This window comes from Moorena sp. SIO1G6 (assembly GCF_010672795.1).
Taxonomy (GTDB): Bacteria; Cyanobacteriota; Cyanobacteriia; order Cyanobacteriales; family Coleofasciculaceae; genus Moorena; species Moorena producens.
Genome location: NZ_JAAHFZ010000004.1, coordinates 84555 through 102638 on the forward strand (window position 1 = coordinate 84555; position 18084 = coordinate 102638).

The following is an 18084-nucleotide window of genomic DNA, read 5'->3' on the forward strand; positions in this document are numbered from 1 at the left end:
TTCGTCATCAAGCTCTTCGATTTCTTCGATCAGGTCTTCGATCTCGGTTTCCTCGGCTTCGTCCTCGATGTCTTCCAAGTCTTCTTCAAGGTCTTCCAGGTCTTCCTCAAGCTCTTCGATTTCTTCCTCAAGCTCTTCGATTTCTTCGATCAGGTCTTCTATCTCCCTGTCCTCTTCTAGGTCTTCTTCAAGGTCTTCGATTTCTTCCTCAAGCTCTTCGAGTTCTTCCTCAAGTTCTTCGAGGTCTTCGATCAAGTCTTCGATCTCGGTTTCCTCTTCTTCTTCGAGGTCTAGGGCATCCTTGAGCTCTTCTAGGTCTTCCTCAAGTTCTTCGAGTTCGTCATCAAGCTCTTCGATTTCTTCGATCAGGTCTTCGATCTCGGTTTCCTCGGCTTCGTCCTCGATGTCTTCCAAGTCTTCTTCAAGGTCTTCCAGGTCTTCCTCAAGCTCTTCGATTTCTTCCTCAAGCTCTTCGATTTCTTCGATCAGGTCTTCTATCTCCCTGTCCTCTTCTAGGTCTTCTTCGAGGTCTTCGATGTCTTCTTCGAGGTCTTCGATTTCTTCTTCAAGGTCTTCGATGTCTTCCTTTAAGTCTTCTATCTCACTATCCTCCTCGGTTTCTTCTGCCTTGTAAGCAAAAATGGTTTCTGGTGTTAGGGTAAAGTACGGATTATCGATCAGAGCATCTGGTTCAAATGTAGCCGAGCTGAAATCTGCAAGAATTTTCATTTTTCTATCCTTATGTTCTTGACGAGTTCAATGCATGCTGAGATCAAGCCGGAGGTAATCGCACCTTTGACAAGATAGGATCACGGTTTTTTTCCCTCCAACCTATTTCTATTGAGGGAATGTCAAGAACTTGGCAAGATTTTTTTAAGAATTGTATCGCACTAATCTTTAGCCTAGTTTGATAGCTTTAGTATATTTAACGGCTTTGGGGGAAATAGGTAAGCTAACGGTGAAACAACTGCCAACTCCTAGCTGACTCTCTACAGTGATTAGACCCCCGTGCCTGTGAGCAATAGCCTGGGCGATCGCTAACCCTAAGCCCGACTTCTGGGCTTTGTAAGAACGAGATTGATCTACCCGCCAAAACCGTTCAAATATCTTTTCGAGATGTTCTGGTGCAATGCCTACACCGGTATCTTGCACCTTAACGATTAGATGAGAGCGAGTACAACTGGTTTGGATTGCCACTACGCCTCCTGATGGCGTATGGTATAGGGCATTTTGAATCAAATTGGTAAATAACTGCCTCAATAGCATTTCATCCCCTAGCAAGCACAAGTCTCTGGTAAGTTGAGCTTTCAAATCGATTTGTTTCTCCCAGGCTTGAGTCTGATACAACCGCACCAAATCAGATAAAATCAAGGCTAGATTAAGATTTTGCCGATCTAAGTGCTTAGCTTTATCAGTACGAGCTAAAAGTAGTAAGCCCTCTGTGAGGCGAGTCATTTGTTTGGTGCCACTAGCGATCGCTTCAAACTTTTCTGTATCCGTAGGTCGCATTCCTTCTGGATACTTAAGTGCCACCGCTGCATTACTTTTAATTGCCATCAAGGGACTACGAAGTTCGTGGGAGGCATCAGCGGTAAACTGCTTGAGTCGTTGGAAACTCTCCTCAATCGGTTCCATCGCCTGACGGGTGAGCCAGATACCCCCTACACCACTGAGGGCCAGCGCAATCACAATACCGCTGCCTAGCCCCCAATCTAGCTTACGTTGTAGGTCATACAGGTCTTCGAGAGATTCACTTACCCGTACATAGCCAAGGAACTGACCAGTTTCAGGATCCTTAACAGGGGAAGTCCGAACCATAGCTGGATAGGAAGTAATCTTAACCTGGGCTTGCTCTGGTAAGAATGGCAAGTCTATAATCGGGTTTGCTTGCTGATCTAATAAGTTTCCTTGCTGATCTATTCGTAAGTTCCCTTGCTGATCGACTTGGTGATGTAAATAATTACACTCTTGATCATACCACTGTATTAATTGCTTCTGTCCTACTAAAACATCGTCTTCATCAACCTCAACTGGAACTTTCTCTAGGTTATCTGGCAATTGGCATTCTTCCTCATAGGACTGTATTGCCTGCTTCTGTTCCACTAAAACATTGTCTTGATCAACCTCAACTTCCCCATCTCCATCCTGATGCCCATCTTTCTCCTCATCCTCATCTTTTACCTCCAGCTCCAGAGCCGCTGCTCTTTCGAGAGTTACTAACCTATCTGTAATTTGCTCGTTTAAGCTGCGGGCAAAGGTAATGCGGACAGCAACTGCCAACACACTCAAATTTAAGGTTAGCACTGTCAGGTAGGATAATAGCAGCCGATGGCGAATCTTTTGAAACACGAGAGTAAAATCCTATACTATTAATTTTAGTTAACCCCTGATCAAATAGTCCCTATATTTTTGGTAATTGGTAATAGGTAATTGGTAACTGACCACTGACAATTCATCTGACAATTCATCTGACAATTCATCCGACCATACTTGAGATCATTCCTTAGTTCAGCAACGCCGGAAAGGGTAATGTTCAATCTCATAGCAACCGCTATTTTGACTCAAGGGCAAATAGCAAATCAACCAGCTCCCCAATTACAGTTAGCCCAACAGAAGGTATGGGATGTTTCCACTCCCCCCATGCCTGAGCTTATGGAACAGGTCACCCCTGTCCATCAGTTGAGAGTCCAGCCCACAGTTGAAGTTACTACTGAAGACAATCAACAACGATGCCCCATTCAACAGAGTGAACTATGCTCTCGCCTGAACCCTCTGGAATATCGTCTTTCTGATCTAGAGACTCAGCAGTTTTCCCCTACAGCGGTCTTGTCTGGTGAAGTACTCCTGGGTATAAGTAGTGCTTTTGGGAAAGATGTTGATGACTCTGTGGTGTTTCAGGGAAGTGTGGAACTAAAGTTCAATATCAGCTTCACTGGGGAAGACAATTTGGAAGTTGCCCTTGAGAAGGGAAACTCGGTTGATTTTTCCTTTACTGATGAGGTTACCTCAGAAGGTCGGCTAGGGTTTTTCGGAGATACCGAAGGCGGTCGCTTGGAGCTGAGCGAGTTGTCCTACGAATTTCCTGTTAGTGACCAGGCTAGCATCTTTATCTCTGTTAGTGGAGATGACCTCAGCGACTTCAATCCCTTTCTCGAAGATAGTAAAGATGGCGCGATTTCGGAGTTTGGAGCCGAAAATCCCATCCATAATTTGGTTGAGGATGCAGGGATTGAGGTAAGATACGACTTCAATGATGCCCTCAGTGTTGGTGTTGGGTATTACAGTGGAGAAGCAGAGAACCCTGACGCTGGAGCAGGTTTATTTAATGGTAACCTCAGTGGGTTTGTACAGCTGGAATTTGAACCGAGCGAACGTTTCCTACTGGGATTCACCTATGTTTACAACTATAACGATTCCGGTCTGGAAACTGATACAGGTAGCGTGAGGTCACAGGTGAATCTAGACCGCCCAGTTGTGGGAAATTCTTTCGGGATTGCAGCATCTTTTGTTCCCGATCCTAGGGTGGCGGTTGGGGGTTGGGTGGGATTAACAAAGGCAACGGTTATTGACTTGGGAGAGGCTAACATTTGGAATTACGCCCTCACCCTGGCCTTCGCTGATTTGGGTCAGGAGGGGAATCTCTTAGGGATTGTTATTGGTCAGGAACCCAGGTTAACGGGGACGAGTGGTTTTCTGATTGATGATCAACAAAGGGATCCAGATACCTCATGGCATATCGAGGTTTTCTATAAAAATCAGGTAAGCGAGCAAATTTCAATCACACCGGGTTTGATCTGGATTACAGCCCCAAACCATGATAATAGCAATCCTGACCTCTTCGTGTTTGCGGTTAGAACAGCATTCGAGTTTTAGGAGGATTTCTCGGCACGAAAGCAGTACCCTACACCATAAACTGTTTCAATTAATTTTTGTTTATTCCCTGCTAGTTTTAATTTGTGACGCAGGTTGGTAATGTGAGTCTTAATGGTACCTTCACCAGCCATACTATCGACCTCCCATAGCTTATCCAGCAACATGGCACGGCTAAAAACTTGACCCGGTTTCTGCAACAAGCATTCTAAGATCAGGTACTCCTTGGGAGTTAAATTGAGAGGGGTGCCAGCATAGGTAGCTGTATGGAGGGGAGGATTGAGTACCAGTTTACCCTGCTCTAGCAAAGGTTGCTGTATCTCTGGGGGACGGCGTGCCAATGCCCGGATTCGAGCTGCTAGTTCCTCTAGCTCAAAAGGCTTGACCAGATAATCATCAGCTCCAGCATCGAGACCAATCACCTTATCAGTGGTAGTGTCCCGTGCTGTTAGCATCAGTATCAAAGCGCTGTAGGAGCAAGCCCGTAATCGCTTGCATAAGCTGATACCATCTAACCGGGGCAGCATCAGATCCAGCAAAATCAGGTCATACTTAATAGCTTGGGTGTACTCCCATCCCTCTACCCCGTCAAAGGCTAAATCTACCAAATAATGCTGGCATCGCAGGTCTTCCGCTAGGGGCTTAGCAATCCGGTCATCGTCTTCTACTATGAGAATTTTCATGATTGTGCGGGTGCAGTCTATTCAAGCAGCTAGACAATAATTTTTCGGTAGTGGTGCACAAGTAGTGATTTTAGCACCCGAAACCTTGACCAGACCTTAGTAAGCATTCAGCGGTCAGCGGTCAGCGGTCAGCGGTCAGCGGTCAGCAGACGTATAGCAGTCGAAGTAAAGGTTAAGACATCTTTCTGTTCCCTGTTCCCTATTTTTGCCACGCTTCTGTAGCAGTTTTACGTCTTTATTAAAGCGGTTTTCAAAAACAGGTGATAGCATTAAATTCCAAGTTCATTGTAGAGAGATTATTTATTGGCACAAACGGTCAATTTTTTTTGTTATTCAATATTTATAATCGCTGGTTGCGTCTCTTCATTGAAGTCGTTAATTGTATAAGTGTCTTCTTCAATTCGTTTCTCTCTTTCAGCTTGCTGCAAAAAGTCAGCGAGGTGTTTGTGTAAATAAATTGCTAGCGCGTTTTGTTGTTATTTCGAAAGCTGTGCGATCTGCTCAAAGGTTTCTTGGATTAATTTAGTCATGGGTTGTTTTTACCAAACAGTATTGCTCGAATTGTAGCACTATGAAGAGTGGGTCAAGAGCGATCGCCCTAACTTCCTGCTTCCGACCGATTTTTTTGCTAAACTAGTATTATCAAAAAAATGGCTTCTTAGGAAAACTCCGATGACTGCCACTACTCCACTGCTTAGCCTCGAAGACTACTTAAGCTACAACGATGGCACTGATCGGCGTTATGAACTGGTGAATGGGGAACTGATTGCCATGTCTCAACCCAAAGGACAACATGGTGCAATTACTGAGTTTCTCAACGATCAATTTCGGGCTGAAATTCAGGTTCAGGGGTTAGCCTGGGTTTCTAAGCAAGGGTTTATTGCGATTGAGTCGCCCCGTGGGGGACGTTGGGATACAGCGCGGATTCCAGATGTGACGGTGGCAACACTGGAGCAATGGCAGGGAATGCTGGATCGAGAGGCGATCATTCGTCTCAACGAATCGCCACCTTTTTTGGTGGTTGAAGTGGTTAGCGAATCGACTCGGACGACGGATTATCGAAGCAAACGAGTGGAGTATAACTTGCTGGGGATTCGCGAATATTGGATTGTCGATCCGCTCAAAGAGCAGGTTGTGGTGTTGCACTTGGTGGATGATCTTTATGAGGAAACGGTTTTTGTCAGGGATGAGTTGATTGAATCAACTATTTTTCCGGGGTTACAGCTTTCGGCACAACAAGTGTTGAATGGTGCGCTTTAGAATAAGTAATAGACTTTTAGCCATCAGCCGTTAGCTTTCAGCTGTCAGCTAAGTTCTAAAACCTGAATGCTGAATGCTCTAAGTTGAACCCTCTAAGCACCGAGGAGGAAATTTTATGCCTTCCCCTTTTCCAGGGATGAACCCTTACCTAGAACATCCAGAAGTTTGGCCAGGAGTACATTTGTTACTTATTGGGGAGCTGGCTAAATTCCTTTCTCCTCAACTGCGTCCAAAATACAGAGTTGGTGTTGAAGTGCGCATGTATGAAACCATTGGGGAAGAATCTCTACTCGTTGGCATTCCAGATTTAACTGTCAAAGGTTCACAGGTTACAACGAAACAACCAATGACCAATGTTTCAGTTGCAGAACTCCCAACTCAACCCCAAACAGTACAAGTTCCTGTACCTGAAACCATTAAGCAAGGTTATTTAGAAGTGCGAGAAGTAGCTACCAAGGAAGTAGTAACAGTTATTGAAATACTCTCTCCCATTAATAAACGTTCTGGGGAAGGACGCAAGCAATATGAGACTAAACGAAATAAGGTTTTAGGCAGTTTCACTCATTTAGTAGAAATTGATTTACTGCGTAAGGGACAACCAATGCCAGTTTACAACAGCAATATTGAAACCCATTATCGAATTTTAGTCAGTCGAGGAGACCGTCGTCCTCAAGCTGATTTGTATGGATTTAATTTACCAGCTCCTATCCCCTCATTTCCATTACCTCTGAAGTCTGGAGATACAGAACCATTAGTAGATTTACAGCTATTGTTGAGTAATATCTACGACCAAGCCAGTTATGATTTACTCATAGATTATAATCAAGAGCCACTACCGCAATTGTCGGAAGAAGACCGAGTTTGGGTTAATACATGGTTAACGGAGCGAGAATTGCGATCGCACTAGGGTGGGGTAAGCATTCAGCGGTCAGCAGTCAGGCGTAGGGTGGGCAAATAATCTTTGAAACACCATTTGATCCGTTATCATGTCCATTTGCCCACCCGACAAGATCAGCGATCGCACTACAAGAGTGGTCAGCAGTCAGGCGTAGGGTGGGCAAATAATCTTTGAAACACCATTTGATCACTTATCATGTCCATTTGCCCACCCGACAAGATCAGCGATCGCACTACAAGAGCGAATAATCCCCCTCAGTTATCGCTGTCGGGTCATGGCAATTACTGCTTCCACTGTAAAGTCTGAGATAGTGTCAAGGGTGGGGAGTATATCAGTTCCGGCAAACACCAGTGGTAGTTCCTGGTTTTCCCAAACCCAGATTTGCTGTCGCTGAATATCGATTAGCCAAGCCAGCTTAGTCCCGTTGCTTAAGCAGTGCAGAATTTTGTTCTGTAGGTCTAATGTGCTTTGGTCAGGGGAGCGAATTTCAATTAACCAGTCTGGTGAACCTTGCAGGGGGCGATCTTGATCCCGGATGCGATCGCGTTTAACAACCACAATATCTGGTACAGGGGATAAGGGAGGAATGATGCACCGGAGTTCTTGAATCGCAACGCAAGCATGGGTTTGATTGTTGATGGCGTTTACAAGGTTACGCTGGAGGCGGGAATGAAACAATGTTGGCATCGGTTTTTGCTTCGGGTGTCCATGGATGAATTCCCAAGCAGGAGAAGCTTCTATGTTGGGTTGTTGGAGAAAAGCGTCTAAGGAGTTAGTAATGCTAGGTGATTGCATAATTAAGTTAGCTGAATAATGCTTAAATGATCCCTATCCAACAAATATTTCATGGCTCGTCTTGCGCTTCGAGGGGTAGGGTGGGCAAATAATCTTTGAAACACCATTTGATCACTTATCATGTCCATTTGCCCACCCGACAAGAGCGTAGGCACTACTCTACAAGCTCGCCGTCAGCTAATATACTTCATCATGAGAACCTAAATTAAGCAACAAAATAGCTTCTTCAGAATCTTCAGGATTTTCGATAAATTCAAATAAAATACGGTAGCTGTAGTCAATTGAACATGACCAGATATTGGATAAATCGCCTTTAAGTTTGTGGGTGTGTAAGCTAGGATGAAATGGATCTTCTGCTAACTGACGCACGGTTTTCTCAATTAGTGGTCTAAAATCTGGTCTTTTACGAAGTATTCGCTTTAAACCTCTTAGTGATTGGGGTGTCCAAGCAATTTTCATGGTTGATCGAGTTCTTCTAAGAATTGATCAACTGAGCCAAATTTTACTTTACCTTCCGCTAATTCTTGGCGAATTTCTTTGATTTCTTGCAATAGTATTTCTCTCCGTTGTAGATGGAATCTTTTGAGAAGAGTATCGAGTAATATCTCTTGCTCTTCTAAGGACAATTTTTCAACGGTTTCAATCGCTTGCTGAAAGGCTGAGGTTTTGAGCATACTTTCAAGATGATTTCCGGTTTTTTCTATTTTATCAAAATCAGCAGGGAGTAGGGTGGGCAAATAATGAATGTGGGGTAGGGTGGGCAAATAATTAAAGAAAGGCCATTTGATCACGAATCATGTCCCTTTGCCCACCCTACTACAAGAGCGATCGCACTACTACAAGAGCGATCGCACTTAAAGCAGCCCATTTCTTTCATGAATCAGATAGGATTGCTATATACTTAGAGTATACCACTTTTAGTGGAGAGCTAAGTAATGACATTTATCAGCCCTAAAACCGACTTTGCCTTCAAAAAAATCTTTGCCTCCCAGGAAAGTAAACCGATTCTGATTAGCTTTCTCAATGCTCTTGTCTACCACAATCAACCTCTGATCCAAGATTTGGAAATTATTGACCCTTATCAGTCTTCTCCTCTTCCAATCCTCAAAGACTCTTTCCTCGATGTGAAGGCCAAACTGAGTAATGGTTCTTTGGTGATTATTGAAATGCAGGTTTTGCAGGTAGAATCCTTTGCTAGACGAGTTTTATACAATGCTACTAAAGCTTACTCTCTACAGTTAGGTAAAGGAGAAGGCTATCGTTATCTCAAGCCAGTGATTGCTCTGACGATTACCGATTTTGTCATGTTTCCTGAGCATAATCAGATAATTTCTAATTTCAAGTTACGAGAAGAAACTACCAACATCAGCTACATCGAAAATCACTTAGAGTTAGTGTTTGTGGAACTACCGAAGTTTGAGAAGCAGTTGGAAGAGTTAGACCAACTCGATGAGTTGTGGATGTATTTTTTAAAAAATGCGCCTTCCTTAGAGACGGTGCCACCGCAAATGGCGCAACTACCAGAGTTTCAACAGGCATTTGGAATTGCTTCTGAGGCAAATTTAAGTAGGAAGGATTTGGAGGAATTAGGAAAAAGAGAGATGTTTATTCATGACCAACAAGGGCTAGTGATTTTTGCTGAGAAACAAGCTAAGCAAGAAATAGCACAGCAGCTTTTGCCTTTGTTAGATAATGAAACAATTAGTCAGACTACTGGCTTACCTGTAGAGGAAATTGAGAAGCTGCGAGAGGATTGAGGGTAAGCATTCAGGGGTAGGGTGGGCAAATAATGAAAGTTTGGCAATTTCATCAGTTATCCTGTCGATTTGCCCACCCCACAAGAGCGATCGCACTTTTACCCAACAAACAACAGAGGCGATCGCATGCCGTAGGGTAGGGTGGGCAAATAATGAAAGTTTGGCAATTTCATCAGTTATCCTGTCGATTTGCCCACCCTACAATATCAGAGCGATCGCACTACATATAGTATATTATGCGATCGCACTACAGAAAACCTGCTCGCACCAAAATTGTCAGAAGTTCGGTAACCGAGTCTACTTGCCAGTCAGGTTATTGTGGGTGATAGAGATGTTGTCCCAACGGGCACCATTGGCCGATGTGGAGAAGGCAACATAACCCCCAGAGCTACGCATATCATTGATACTGAAGGCGTTAACAACATTGGTGACTGTGTTTGTCAAAGTTACTGAAATTGTAGAGCCGTCATCGGTGAGAAGCAGGTGGACTGGGTCGTCCCAAAAACTATCTCCTCCCGGTGGATCTTTACGGAAAAACTCCATGAAGGGGCCACCGAATGAGACTCCAGTATGGCCATTTTGGAAGTTATGCAATCGCAGGTATATTCCGTTACTTGGTTCGTCAAAGGAACCAGAAGGAAGTCCGTCACCACGAACTTGAAGAAAAGCAATTTCGTTAGCCGGAGTGAAAGTAATGTCTGCCTCAATTGTGAGTGGATTGTCAATACTCGGTTTGAGATTAGATGCTACAGTACGAAGGGTTCCGCGATTAGTCACACTTGCCCAACCAGCATCAGTGGCATTCCCGGTTCCACCTCCGATCTCGAAATTTGCTGAATCAAAGGTCCCACCGGTGAAATCTTCAGTAATGGAGTCTGGTTCAGAACATTTTGACGTGTATACACGGCATTTTTGATTTACCGAATCCAAATTCCAAGCTCCGCAGTTCACAATTGCAGCACATCGATCACCACACTGTTCATAGGTTCCCGAAAATGGTTCAATCGTACGAATTCTAGAAATAGCTTTACAAGTTTCTGCGGTCCCAGGAGGTATAAATCCCCATCCACCGGAGGGGTCTGGTTCAGAACATTCTGACGTGTATACACGGCATTTTTGATTTACCGAATCCAAATTCCAAGCTCCGCAGTTCACAATTGCAGCACATCGATCACCACACTGTTGATACGTTCCCGAAAATGGTTCAATCGTACCAATTCTAGAAATAGCTTTACAAGTTTCTGCTGTCCCAGGAGGTATAAATCCCCATTCAAGTGTGTCAACCTGAGCATTCCCGACTGCGTAGAATGCAGTAAACAAAACTACAACAACGAGGGTAAAAATATATTTTGTTATTTTCAACATCAGCTTAATCCTGATGAACAATAAAAGTATGAAGGAGAAGCATTGCTTGCCTGGTGCATCTCAGTTTTGCAATTAGGCAAAAATTCGGCATAAAATTCCCACACTCCTCGCGCCCGGGCCCCACACTCCCCGCGCCCGGGCCCCACACTTGAGATCTTTTTTACAAATATGAGATGCACCCGGTGTGGCCAGGTAGGGAGTCACCTGTCTCCTCAGGGGTGGGGTTTTCACCCACATCCAAAAGATAGTTAGAAATTTTGAGGGTGTATCCGATACTTTTTAGCTACCAAAATCTACCAAAAGCAAATTCTGGCTCGCCAATGCAAGATGCTTTCACATCCAGGGGGTATCTCCCAAAGCTCTTACGGAATATCCCGCGAGCGCCATAAAAATGTCAACAAATTTGGTTCCACCGGGATAGACAGTGCAACTATTAAACCCTTGGTTTTCGGTTTTAATTTAAGTTACATAATAATCTCTGTCGGTGTTACCCTAATTTAATTCTAACAAATAATAAAAGTTTTTGGTATACTCTGCAACATTTTCTCTAGCGGTTTACTAACCCTCGCGATTCCCCCAGCTCATACCCCTCTAGTTTCTAGAGGCTCCTAGCTGGAACGAGCCGCACCTGCATCCAATCTTCTTCTAGAACCAATCACTCTGGAGTCTTTCTTTTTTTGAGCTATTGTCCTAGAGGTAGAGTTAGAATATTTCGGTTTATAGGTATGAGTCCGCATAGCTAGTTCTATTTACCTTGTACCCTTGAAGAAAACAATACCAGTCGATCACATGGGTGCATCTCACTTTTGTAAATGTTCGTAGGGTGCGTTAGGGACGGGGGAGCCCTTATTTTCTTGGTAGCCAGTGTTAGGACAATCCGTCCCGTAACGCACCACCCAAACGGCAAAAATGAGATGCACTCGATCCCACCGTCTTCTAGGAGCGCGACATGGCACCCCAAACTTTAACCAACTGGTATCATAGTAATTATAGTTATCTGTTACAAGAAATCGAGCCAGTTTGTAACTATTTATAAAAGTACATAGAAGGTTAAAAAAATCCACAAAGCGTTACATAATTTGGCTCCGATACATCTGCCTTGGCTGAACTTTGTCGCTAATTCCATCTCTCCCCATTTGAAAGGGATATCCTGCTAATGGGTGGGCAAATTGGGACGGCTGAGATGAGACAACTTAAGAGGCGTTGCTGCTCGGGTGCATCTCATTTTTACTGTTTGACCCGGTGGTGCGTTACGGGACGGACTTTCCCAACATTGACGACCGATAAAATGAGTGCAAGCCCGTCCCTAACGCACCCTACGAACTCACCCAATTAATAATTCCTCTAACTATAACAAAAAAAAATCGGTCAAGCTCTGGTTAACCCCAAGTCTTGACCGAATTCTTTTGTAAAGCTGAGCTCAACTCAACTCTAAATCACTGTCTTGATGCAGTCGCTCATGGGGGAAACCCCCAAGACCGCGCTGCCTCCCCAAGACCGCGCTGCATCGCTACTGATGAACTAATACATTCTTATCGAATTAGTCAGCAACTGCTCGAAAGCAACCACATTCTAACTCATCCTTCATCCTGATTTATATCCCTCCACAAAAAACGTTCACCATTCATAGTCGCCAGGGCTTTGCCCTGGCAATTTACTATCCTAGTCTACGTAAAAATATCGAATCAAAAAGGTCATAACCTCACCCGGTTTTCCAGTAGGCTCGGGAGTGCTCCACTCGTCTGGGTAAGCATACTTAAGGGAATAAATGGCATTAATTGTTTTGCGAACCTTTTCAGGAGAACCGATCAAAACGAGCTTGGCTTTCTTCCGTTTACGACCTTCGTTTTCAGGGGTGATATTGTCATCAGAGTTAGGTGGAAAGTTTTTAGTCATCAGTAATGACTCCTTGAAACTGCTTATATTATTAATATATTTATAAATTAATTTACAGTCAAGGGGTTTAGTAATTTTTTTTATTACGAAATATGGAGATTGTGGAGAGGTTAGAAAGAAAAGATATCCGATGATTTTTTGTGTTAATATCAGAGATTAATAGTAGGGTGGGCAGTGCATAAAACCAATTGAAAAGCTGACAATCCTAAAAGTAAGCACTGCCCACCGACAGATTAATAGTAGGGTGGGCAGTGCATAAAACCAATTGAAAAGCTGATAATCCTAAAAGTAAGCACTGCCCACCGACAGATTAATAGTAGGGTGGGCAGTGCATCCGACTAATTTAAAACCTGACTATCCTAAAAGTAAGCACTGCCCACCCTACATCTACTCTATATTTCTCTGCCCACCGACAGTAAATTAACTATAAAATTAATTCTCTGGTGGGCAGTGCCTCAGATAAATTGAAAACCTGACAATGATCAAAGTAAGCACTGCCCACCCTACATATTTCCTATAAAATATCCTTCCGCTTCTGTAATTTAAAGGCGATTATTAAATAAACCCCTGTGTGTAAGCACAGTAGTAGCCAATTAAGAATTAAATTTTGCCAGGTGGCATCATAAACGGGTGTTGCTTCAAAGGGAGGAGGAGGAAGCTTCAATCCGAACCTGGAAGACTGTTCTGGTACCATACTATTAACATTTACCAGGGCACCGTAAGCTCCCATTGACCAACGACTTACCATCAGCCAAGATAGTGTACTGGCTAATCCTTTTAGTTTAAAAATAACTCCAGAAAAAATAATCTGGGGTAGCAAAATTAATGGTATAGTATTATTTGCTTCACTTTCATTTTTAACCAATGTCGATACCATCAGACCTAAACTGGTAGCAGCGGTAATGGTTAAAAAAGTAGTGATTCCCAAGCCAATTTTCCAATCCAGTAGTTCAGAGGTAGGTGGCTTAAACCCATAGAGGACAATAGCAACAATCAAGATAGTTTGTAGAATAGCTAAGCCAGACCGAATCAGTACTTTGGAACCGAGATAGGGAAATAACCCTAAATTAACCAGTCGCTCTCTGGCATAAATACTGGACTCTTTCACAATTTCTTGCAGTGAACTAGATAGTCCTACCCAAAGGGCAGCACAGGTAAAAATAAACAGTACTTGTAGCGCTAGAGGTGCTTGGGAGATCTCTGGAGACTTCAGTTGAGCTAAGGGGTCTTTCCCTGACAACGTCAGAATAATCAAACTAATCCCAATCGGAGCAGTTAGTAAGGCTAGGGCAAGACTTCGCATATCCCGCACTACTAGTTGTAGATAGCGCTGACTGAGCAACAGCAGTTGCTTGAGTTGCTTGAAAACAGGAATACCAGCACTTTTGCTAGGGATTGAGGTCGATAGCAACCTTTGACCAGGACTGAGGTGTGCGGAAATGTAGGTCTTGTAACCAGCTGAGCTGAGAAACTGCTGATGCCAGTGTTCACTATTCTGCTCAAGTTCCTCTGGTGTTTCCCCTTGCTCTAGCTTCAGGTAAATATCAGGAAAGTATCTTAAGTCTGGAGATGGCATCTTAAAAAAGTCCATGGCTTCTGTGGGAGGACCAAAGTAACACAACCGTCCACCCCGACCCATAAAGGCAATGCGATCGCATACGTCAATATTCGCAGTAGCATGAGTCACTAGCACCACTGTTCGTCCCTGATTCGCTAATTCTCGCAATAGCTGCATCATTTCCTTATCCAGTCCTGGATCTAGACCAGAAGTAGGCTCATCCAGAAAGAACAGTTTTGGATCAGCCAATAATTCCACAGCAATACTGACTCGTTTCCGTTGTCCCCCACTGAGATTACCCACAACCGTGTTTCTCACAAAATCCAGTTTCACTTGTGACAAGGTTTGCTTCACCACCTGTTTGACATCAGTATCTGGTGGTAATCGTAATTCACAGGCATAGGTTAATACTTCTTTTACCGTTAAATCCCGATGCACAATATCATCTTGAGGAACATAGCCAATTTGTGAGCGGTACTGATTAAAATGCTGTCGCAAATCTTGGCCATTGATAAATACAGTACCTTTAGTAATTGGTGCAATTCCTAATAGAGTTTTCAGTAACGTAGATTTCCCAGTGCCACTACCTCCTACCAAAGCCACTAACTGACCTGGTTCAATCGGCATAGAAACGTGATTCAGGATAGTGCGTTTTTTGCCTAATTTATAATTAACCTCGCGCAGCAATTTATCAGCATCAATCCGAATTTGATTACCTTGGTCAACTAATTCTAAAGTATCCTGCCTCAACAGTAATATAAACGGACCAATCCGAATCGTATCCCCATCCTTAAGTAAAACTGGTTTATGGATTAATTTGTCATTAATAAAGGTACCATTTCTGCTATAATTATTAATCTGATAATTGCCTTCGGAAATCTTGATCAGGGTAGCGTGAAGGGAAGAAACTGTCGGTGCATCTAATGGCCAACAGTGGGAAAGTTCAGGATTAGGAGAACGACCCAATTGCAGTGGCCAATTTTGCACACTTGCCAAGGAAAGCTGCCGTTTATTTGGCGTCACCCTTGGTTGACTATGGGCAGGATTAAAGTAAGTGAGGCGAATGTAATCCCGAGGATTTTGTCCAATGGTCAACTCTAAGCCATGTTTCAGAAGATACCCATCAGTGATGCGAGTGTGGTTAACAAATAGTCCATTAGTACTTGGATTTGCCCCATCACCATCAAAAATCCGATAATCCTCTCCCTCTTGAAGCAGAAAAGCATGGCGTTGGGAGACAATAGTCCAGCCTGTTTCAGGAATATCGAAATCTGACCAAGTGCGATCGCGTCCTAATCGATAAAATCCTTTCTCAAGAGAAAAACGAAGTACTTGACCTTGATTGTTTAGCTCTAGATATATCATTGTCATATATAGCACTCTCAATCGGATGAGGTACCTCGCCCTTAGGGTTTTAGGGAGCTAAGGCCGTGGGCCACGCTTACTGGCTTTGCCAGACGCTGCGCGAACGCGCCCCGCGTGGCCTACGGCCAAACGCGAACGGAGCAGCGGTAAGAACCTTGAATGTACCTCATAGCTATGATAAACGCTATATAATTTTTATTTGAGATGTAAACATAGGATTGATATAAAAAGCAAACATATTCCTTCTAATTCTTAAGCATTCAGCGGTCAGCAGTCAGCGGTCAGCTTTCCTTAACTCAGATTAAACTAATGGTTATTTTTGTTATTCAAAAGCTGTTCGGTGTAGCTTGCCCTATGCCCATAAGCTGATAGCTGGTAAGCATTCAGCCGTCAGCCGTCAGTGGTCAGTGGTCAGCTGATTTTATTCAAAAACACCTCAAGTAGGGTGGCACAGGCTTCGACGCTGTGATCTAAGCCATAAGCTGATAGCTGATAGCTGATAGCTGATAGCTGATAGCTTACGATAGCTGTTACCGTAGCCTGGTACAGGCTTCGACGCTGTGCCACAAAGCTGATAGCTGACAGCTGAATACTTACGAATGTTAGGCACTGTTAGCTACCTATAGCAGATTTCGTAGCAAAGGTAATAATGCCAACACCAACAATAACCAAAAAGAAAGCGAAATATACAAACGTCTTTGAATAGGGTTTGCTTTCTATTACTTGCTCCTTGCCACTAGTGTTACTCGTCATAGCTCCGCGAACAGAAAGAAATAGTAAAGGAAGAGAAACAATCATTCCCAATACTTCAATTACAAATAGCGCCTGAGGCATGGGATCTGGCGAAACTGGAAAGAGTGTTCCTAAGTCTAGGGCGTATACGATAAAATAGGACATAGCACATAAGCTAGACACAATGAACGCCCACTTTAAATCTTTGAAGATAAAGTAAATAATTAAAAGGCTGACTATCTCTAGGGAAGTTAAGAAGGTATTAAATGCCCCCAATATCAAGGGGTCAATGTGTGAGAAACTCCTTGTTTCAATTGAACCACCAGGAATTAGAGACCCCAACAATCCAAAAGATAAAACCAAGAGTGCAGATACCAGATGTCTAATAGTTATTGTCATTGTAATTACCTCACAACTAGAATTATTCCTGTCAAACACCACAAATCAGTACCAGAAAATCTTATCGCGTTTCCCTAGGGCGATAAGGGGTTTCCTTAAGCAAATGACTGACTAATATTTTTAGAAAAAACAAAGGGAGAAACCATTCCAAACCAGGCATTGGGGAAAATAGATAGCGATCGCCCAACAGCCCTAAGCTGTAAAGCCCTAGGGCTACTGGACGTTGAAGATAGAGGGGAGACCGCAAAATCAACACTGATGCCCCCAACAGGTAGCTGGACACACCGATCAAGAACCCCCAATCTCCCCCACGAAATAGCAGCGCCACTAACAAGACATGGATCACATGAACAGACACAAATCCTAAATGCTGCTGCCAACCCTGTTCCGGTCGGTGATACCAACCCTTAGCGGTGGAAGTGGCATTGGTGAGGAGACCCCCCACTAAATCAAGGCCAAGAACAGCAATCAGTCCTAATTGCAACGGGCTCCACTGTATTGGGAGGGTCAGCGCGTAGGTTGGAGCTGCTACCAAAGCCACCAGCGACGGCACAAATTGTATCAGCAACTCAGCTTGGGTTGCCCCTGGTCCGGTGAAGCGATCAAGCCAACCTTTGAGACCAGAGCGAGGGGAGGGACAAGTCAGCTCAGAGTGCATTAGCTTAACCTCATAACAGTTGTTATGCTAAGAATATAACAACTGTTATGATAAGCTGTCAATAGGCATTGAGACTTTGTTTATGTCCCACTTTATATCTGGTGTTATCTGGTTATAGCAGTCGCCAGGGCAGTTAGGACATCGACATTAGTCTCACACCCTTTGTAAGCGCAATAGTTTTACTTCTGACTTCTGACTTCTGACTTCTGACTTCTGCTATAGTTCCCTTTAATGCTCATGTCCCAACAGGATCGCCGCCTTGAAGTTTCTGAAGCCGCCTGGCGAGTTATTGTCCGAGAGGGGTTAGATCGCACCAGTATGCGCGCGATCGCCCAAGAGCTGGGTTGCACCACCGGAGTTGTTACTCACCACTTTCGAGATAAGCAGGAGCTTATTCTGTTTGCCCTTAATCAAGTAACTCAGCGTCTGCAAAAAACCATGCAGGCTGCAACAGAGCACGCTAGGGGAGTCGATCGACTGGTAGAAATGCTATCTGCGTTTTTGCCACTAGACACTCAACGGCAAGATATTCTCAAGGTCTGGGTGGCCTTTTTGGGGTATGCCATTGGACGAGAATCCTTGATGGCTGAGCATCAACAGAGTGCTGCTCAGCTCCGTCAGGTGATTATTCAAGAGTTGAAAGCTCTACAGTCAGCCAAACTGATTCGACCTAACATAGAGCCAGAGTTAGAAGCCAACGCCCTGTTAGCCCTGGTCAATGGGGTTAGCCTCGACTCCCTGATTCAAGCCAAACGCCTTAGCCCTGACCAGCAGCAGATTGTAATTCGGCGCTACGTTAACGAGTTACTGTCTACCCATCCTATCCCTGGCTCCGGTAATCCTTAATC

At 43.9% G+C, this 18084-nt stretch carries 19 protein-coding genes; 7 read left to right on the forward strand and 12 right to left on the reverse strand.

What is annotated here, in order from left to right:
- A partial coding sequence (locus F6K63_RS05615) for a hypothetical protein (RefSeq protein ID WP_287311189.1) occupies nt 1-729 on the reverse strand: 729 nt, incomplete at its 3' end.
- A 168-nt stretch (nt 730-897) separates the two neighbouring features.
- Nucleotides 898-2349: a sensor histidine kinase gene (locus tag F6K63_RS05620; RefSeq protein WP_287311191.1), complete on the reverse strand. Its 1452-nt coding sequence runs from the start codon at nt 2347-2349 to the stop codon at nt 898-900.
- 180 nt (nt 2350-2529) lie between these two features.
- On the opposite strand from F6K63_RS05620, the gene F6K63_RS05625 reads away from it, so the two are divergent.
- Nucleotides 2530-3873, forward strand: a complete 1344-nt coding sequence (locus tag F6K63_RS05625) for an iron uptake porin (protein ID WP_287311193.1) — start codon at nt 2530-2532, stop codon at nt 3871-3873.
- Here F6K63_RS05625 and F6K63_RS05630 read toward each other — a convergent pair.
- The gene (locus tag F6K63_RS05630) at nt 3870-4553 is read right to left on the reverse strand and encodes a response regulator transcription factor (RefSeq protein ID WP_287311195.1); all 684 of its coding nucleotides are present in this window, start codon (nt 4551-4553) and stop codon (nt 3870-3872) included. The genes F6K63_RS05625 and F6K63_RS05630 overlap by 4 nt on opposite strands.
- Nucleotides 4554-5225: 672 nt before the next feature.
- Between F6K63_RS05630 and F6K63_RS05635 the strand changes: the two genes are divergently transcribed.
- Together F6K63_RS05635 and F6K63_RS05640 are read left to right on the forward strand one after the other, a co-directional pair.
- The gene (locus F6K63_RS05635; RefSeq protein ID WP_287311197.1) at nt 5226-5813 is read left to right on the forward strand and encodes a Uma2 family endonuclease; all 588 of its coding nucleotides are present in this window, start codon (nt 5226-5228) and stop codon (nt 5811-5813) included.
- A 115-nt stretch (nt 5814-5928) separates the two neighbouring features.
- Complete coding sequence (locus F6K63_RS05640; protein WP_287311199.1) at nt 5929-6720, forward strand: DUF4058 family protein; 792 nt, start codon at nt 5929-5931, stop codon at nt 6718-6720.
- 28 nt (nt 6721-6748) lie between these two features.
- Here the strand turns inward: F6K63_RS05640 and F6K63_RS05645 are convergent, their stop codons facing one another.
- The 4 genes from F6K63_RS05645 to F6K63_RS05660 form a co-directional block, all read right to left on the reverse strand.
- The gene (locus F6K63_RS05645; RefSeq protein WP_165691842.1) at nt 6749-6901 is read right to left on the reverse strand and encodes a hypothetical protein; all 153 of its coding nucleotides are present in this window, start codon (nt 6899-6901) and stop codon (nt 6749-6751) included.
- Nucleotides 6902-6969: 68 nt separating this feature from the next.
- A complete protein-coding gene (locus F6K63_RS05650; protein ID WP_287253608.1) occupies nt 6970-7506 on the reverse strand; it encodes a Uma2 family endonuclease in 537 nt (178 codons plus the stop codon).
- A gap of 177 nt (nt 7507-7683) precedes the next feature.
- On the reverse strand, nt 7684-7965 hold the full coding sequence (locus tag F6K63_RS05655; RefSeq protein ID WP_008179751.1) for a type II toxin-antitoxin system RelE/ParE family toxin: 282 nt from the start codon (nt 7963-7965) through the stop codon (nt 7684-7686).
- The gene (locus tag F6K63_RS05660; RefSeq protein WP_008179749.1) at nt 7962-8297 is read right to left on the reverse strand and encodes a hypothetical protein; all 336 of its coding nucleotides are present in this window, start codon (nt 8295-8297) and stop codon (nt 7962-7964) included. The genes F6K63_RS05655 and F6K63_RS05660 overlap by 4 nt, the downstream gene beginning before the upstream one ends.
- Before the next feature lie 5 nt (nt 8298-8302).
- Between F6K63_RS05660 and F6K63_RS05665 the strand changes: the two genes are divergently transcribed.
- The 3 genes from F6K63_RS05665 to F6K63_RS05675 are packed head-to-tail and all read left to right on the forward strand — an operon-like array spanning nt 8303 to nt 9642.
- The gene (locus F6K63_RS05665) at nt 8303-8461 is read left to right on the forward strand and encodes a hypothetical protein (RefSeq protein ID WP_287311201.1); all 159 of its coding nucleotides are present in this window, start codon (nt 8303-8305) and stop codon (nt 8459-8461) included.
- Nucleotides 8442-9263, forward strand: a complete 822-nt coding sequence (locus F6K63_RS05670) for an Rpn family recombination-promoting nuclease/putative transposase (protein WP_287311203.1) — start codon at nt 8442-8444, stop codon at nt 9261-9263. Before F6K63_RS05665 ends, F6K63_RS05670 begins: the two co-directional genes overlap by 20 nt.
- 40 nt (nt 9264-9303) lie before the next feature.
- Nucleotides 9304-9642 (forward strand): hypothetical protein, encoded by a 339-nt coding sequence (locus F6K63_RS05675; RefSeq protein WP_287311205.1) that lies wholly within the window; start codon nt 9304-9306, stop codon nt 9640-9642.
- On the opposite strand, the gene F6K63_RS05680 is transcribed toward F6K63_RS05675, so the two are convergent.
- The 5 genes from F6K63_RS05680 to F6K63_RS05700 form a co-directional block, all read right to left on the reverse strand.
- Nucleotides 9561-10628 carry a hypothetical protein gene (locus tag F6K63_RS05680; RefSeq protein ID WP_008179744.1) on the reverse strand — a complete coding sequence of 356 codons (1068 nt, stop codon included), beginning with the start codon at nt 10626-10628 and terminating at the stop codon, nt 9561-9563. The genes F6K63_RS05675 and F6K63_RS05680 overlap by 82 nt on opposite strands.
- Nucleotides 10629-12290: 1662 nt before the next feature.
- On the reverse strand, nt 12291-12524 hold the full coding sequence (locus tag F6K63_RS05685) for a hypothetical protein (RefSeq protein WP_008179742.1): 234 nt from the start codon (nt 12522-12524) through the stop codon (nt 12291-12293).
- Between the two features lie 514 nt (nt 12525-13038).
- Nucleotides 13039-15447 (reverse strand): ATP-binding cassette domain-containing protein, encoded by a 2409-nt coding sequence (locus F6K63_RS05690; RefSeq protein WP_287311286.1) that lies wholly within the window; start codon nt 15445-15447, stop codon nt 13039-13041.
- 612 nt (nt 15448-16059) lie between these two features.
- Nucleotides 16060-16578, reverse strand: coding sequence for a DUF8051 family protein (locus F6K63_RS05695; RefSeq protein WP_008179736.1), 519 nt, complete (start codon nt 16576-16578; stop codon nt 16060-16062).
- A gap of 61 nt (nt 16579-16639) precedes the next feature.
- Nucleotides 16640-17236, reverse strand: a complete 597-nt coding sequence (locus tag F6K63_RS05700; protein WP_287295950.1) for a hypothetical protein — start codon at nt 17234-17236, stop codon at nt 16640-16642.
- 237 nt (nt 17237-17473) lie between these two features.
- Between F6K63_RS05700 and F6K63_RS05705 the strand changes: the two genes are divergently transcribed.
- The gene (locus tag F6K63_RS05705; RefSeq protein ID WP_287311207.1) at nt 17474-18082 is read left to right on the forward strand and encodes a TetR/AcrR family transcriptional regulator; all 609 of its coding nucleotides are present in this window, start codon (nt 17474-17476) and stop codon (nt 18080-18082) included.
- The last annotated feature ends 2 nt before the right edge of the window (nt 18083-18084 follow it).

Coding starts and splice junctions, on each gene's coding strand:
- F6K63_RS05625 (WP_287311193.1), top strand. CDS start 2,530: ATGTTCAATCTCATAGCAACCGCTATTTTGACTCAAGGGCAAATAGCA.
- F6K63_RS05630 (WP_287311195.1), bottom strand. CDS start 4,553: ATGAAAATTCTCATAGTAGAAGACGATGACCGGATTGCTAAGCCCCTA.
- F6K63_RS05635 (WP_287311197.1), top strand. CDS start 5,226: ATGACTGCCACTACTCCACTGCTTAGCCTCGAAGACTACTTAAGCTAC.
- F6K63_RS05640 (WP_287311199.1), top strand. CDS start 5,929: ATGCCTTCCCCTTTTCCAGGGATGAACCCTTACCTAGAACATCCAGAA.
- F6K63_RS05650 (WP_287253608.1), bottom strand. CDS start 7,506: ATGCAATCACCTAGCATTACTAACTCCTTAGACGCTTTTCTCCAACAA.
- F6K63_RS05655 (WP_008179751.1), bottom strand. CDS start 7,965: ATGAAAATTGCTTGGACACCCCAATCACTAAGAGGTTTAAAGCGAATA.
- F6K63_RS05665 (WP_287311201.1), top strand. CDS start 8,303: ATGTCCCTTTGCCCACCCTACTACAAGAGCGATCGCACTACTACAAGA.
- F6K63_RS05670 (WP_287311203.1), top strand. CDS start 8,442: ATGACATTTATCAGCCCTAAAACCGACTTTGCCTTCAAAAAAATCTTT.
- F6K63_RS05680 (WP_008179744.1), bottom strand. CDS start 10,628: ATGTTGAAAATAACAAAATATATTTTTACCCTCGTTGTTGTAGTTTTG.
- F6K63_RS05685 (WP_008179742.1), bottom strand. CDS start 12,524: ATGACTAAAAACTTTCCACCTAACTCTGATGACAATATCACCCCTGAA.
- F6K63_RS05690 (WP_287311286.1), bottom strand. CDS start 15,447: ATGATATATCTAGAGCTAAACAATCAAGGTCAAGTACTTCGTTTTTCT.
- F6K63_RS05695 (WP_008179736.1), bottom strand. CDS start 16,578: ATGACAATAACTATTAGACATCTGGTATCTGCACTCTTGGTTTTATCT.
- F6K63_RS05700 (WP_287295950.1), bottom strand. CDS start 17,236: ATGCACTCTGAGCTGACTTGTCCCTCCCCTCGCTCTGGTCTCAAAGGT.
- F6K63_RS05705 (WP_287311207.1), top strand. CDS start 17,474: ATGTCCCAACAGGATCGCCGCCTTGAAGTTTCTGAAGCCGCCTGGCGA.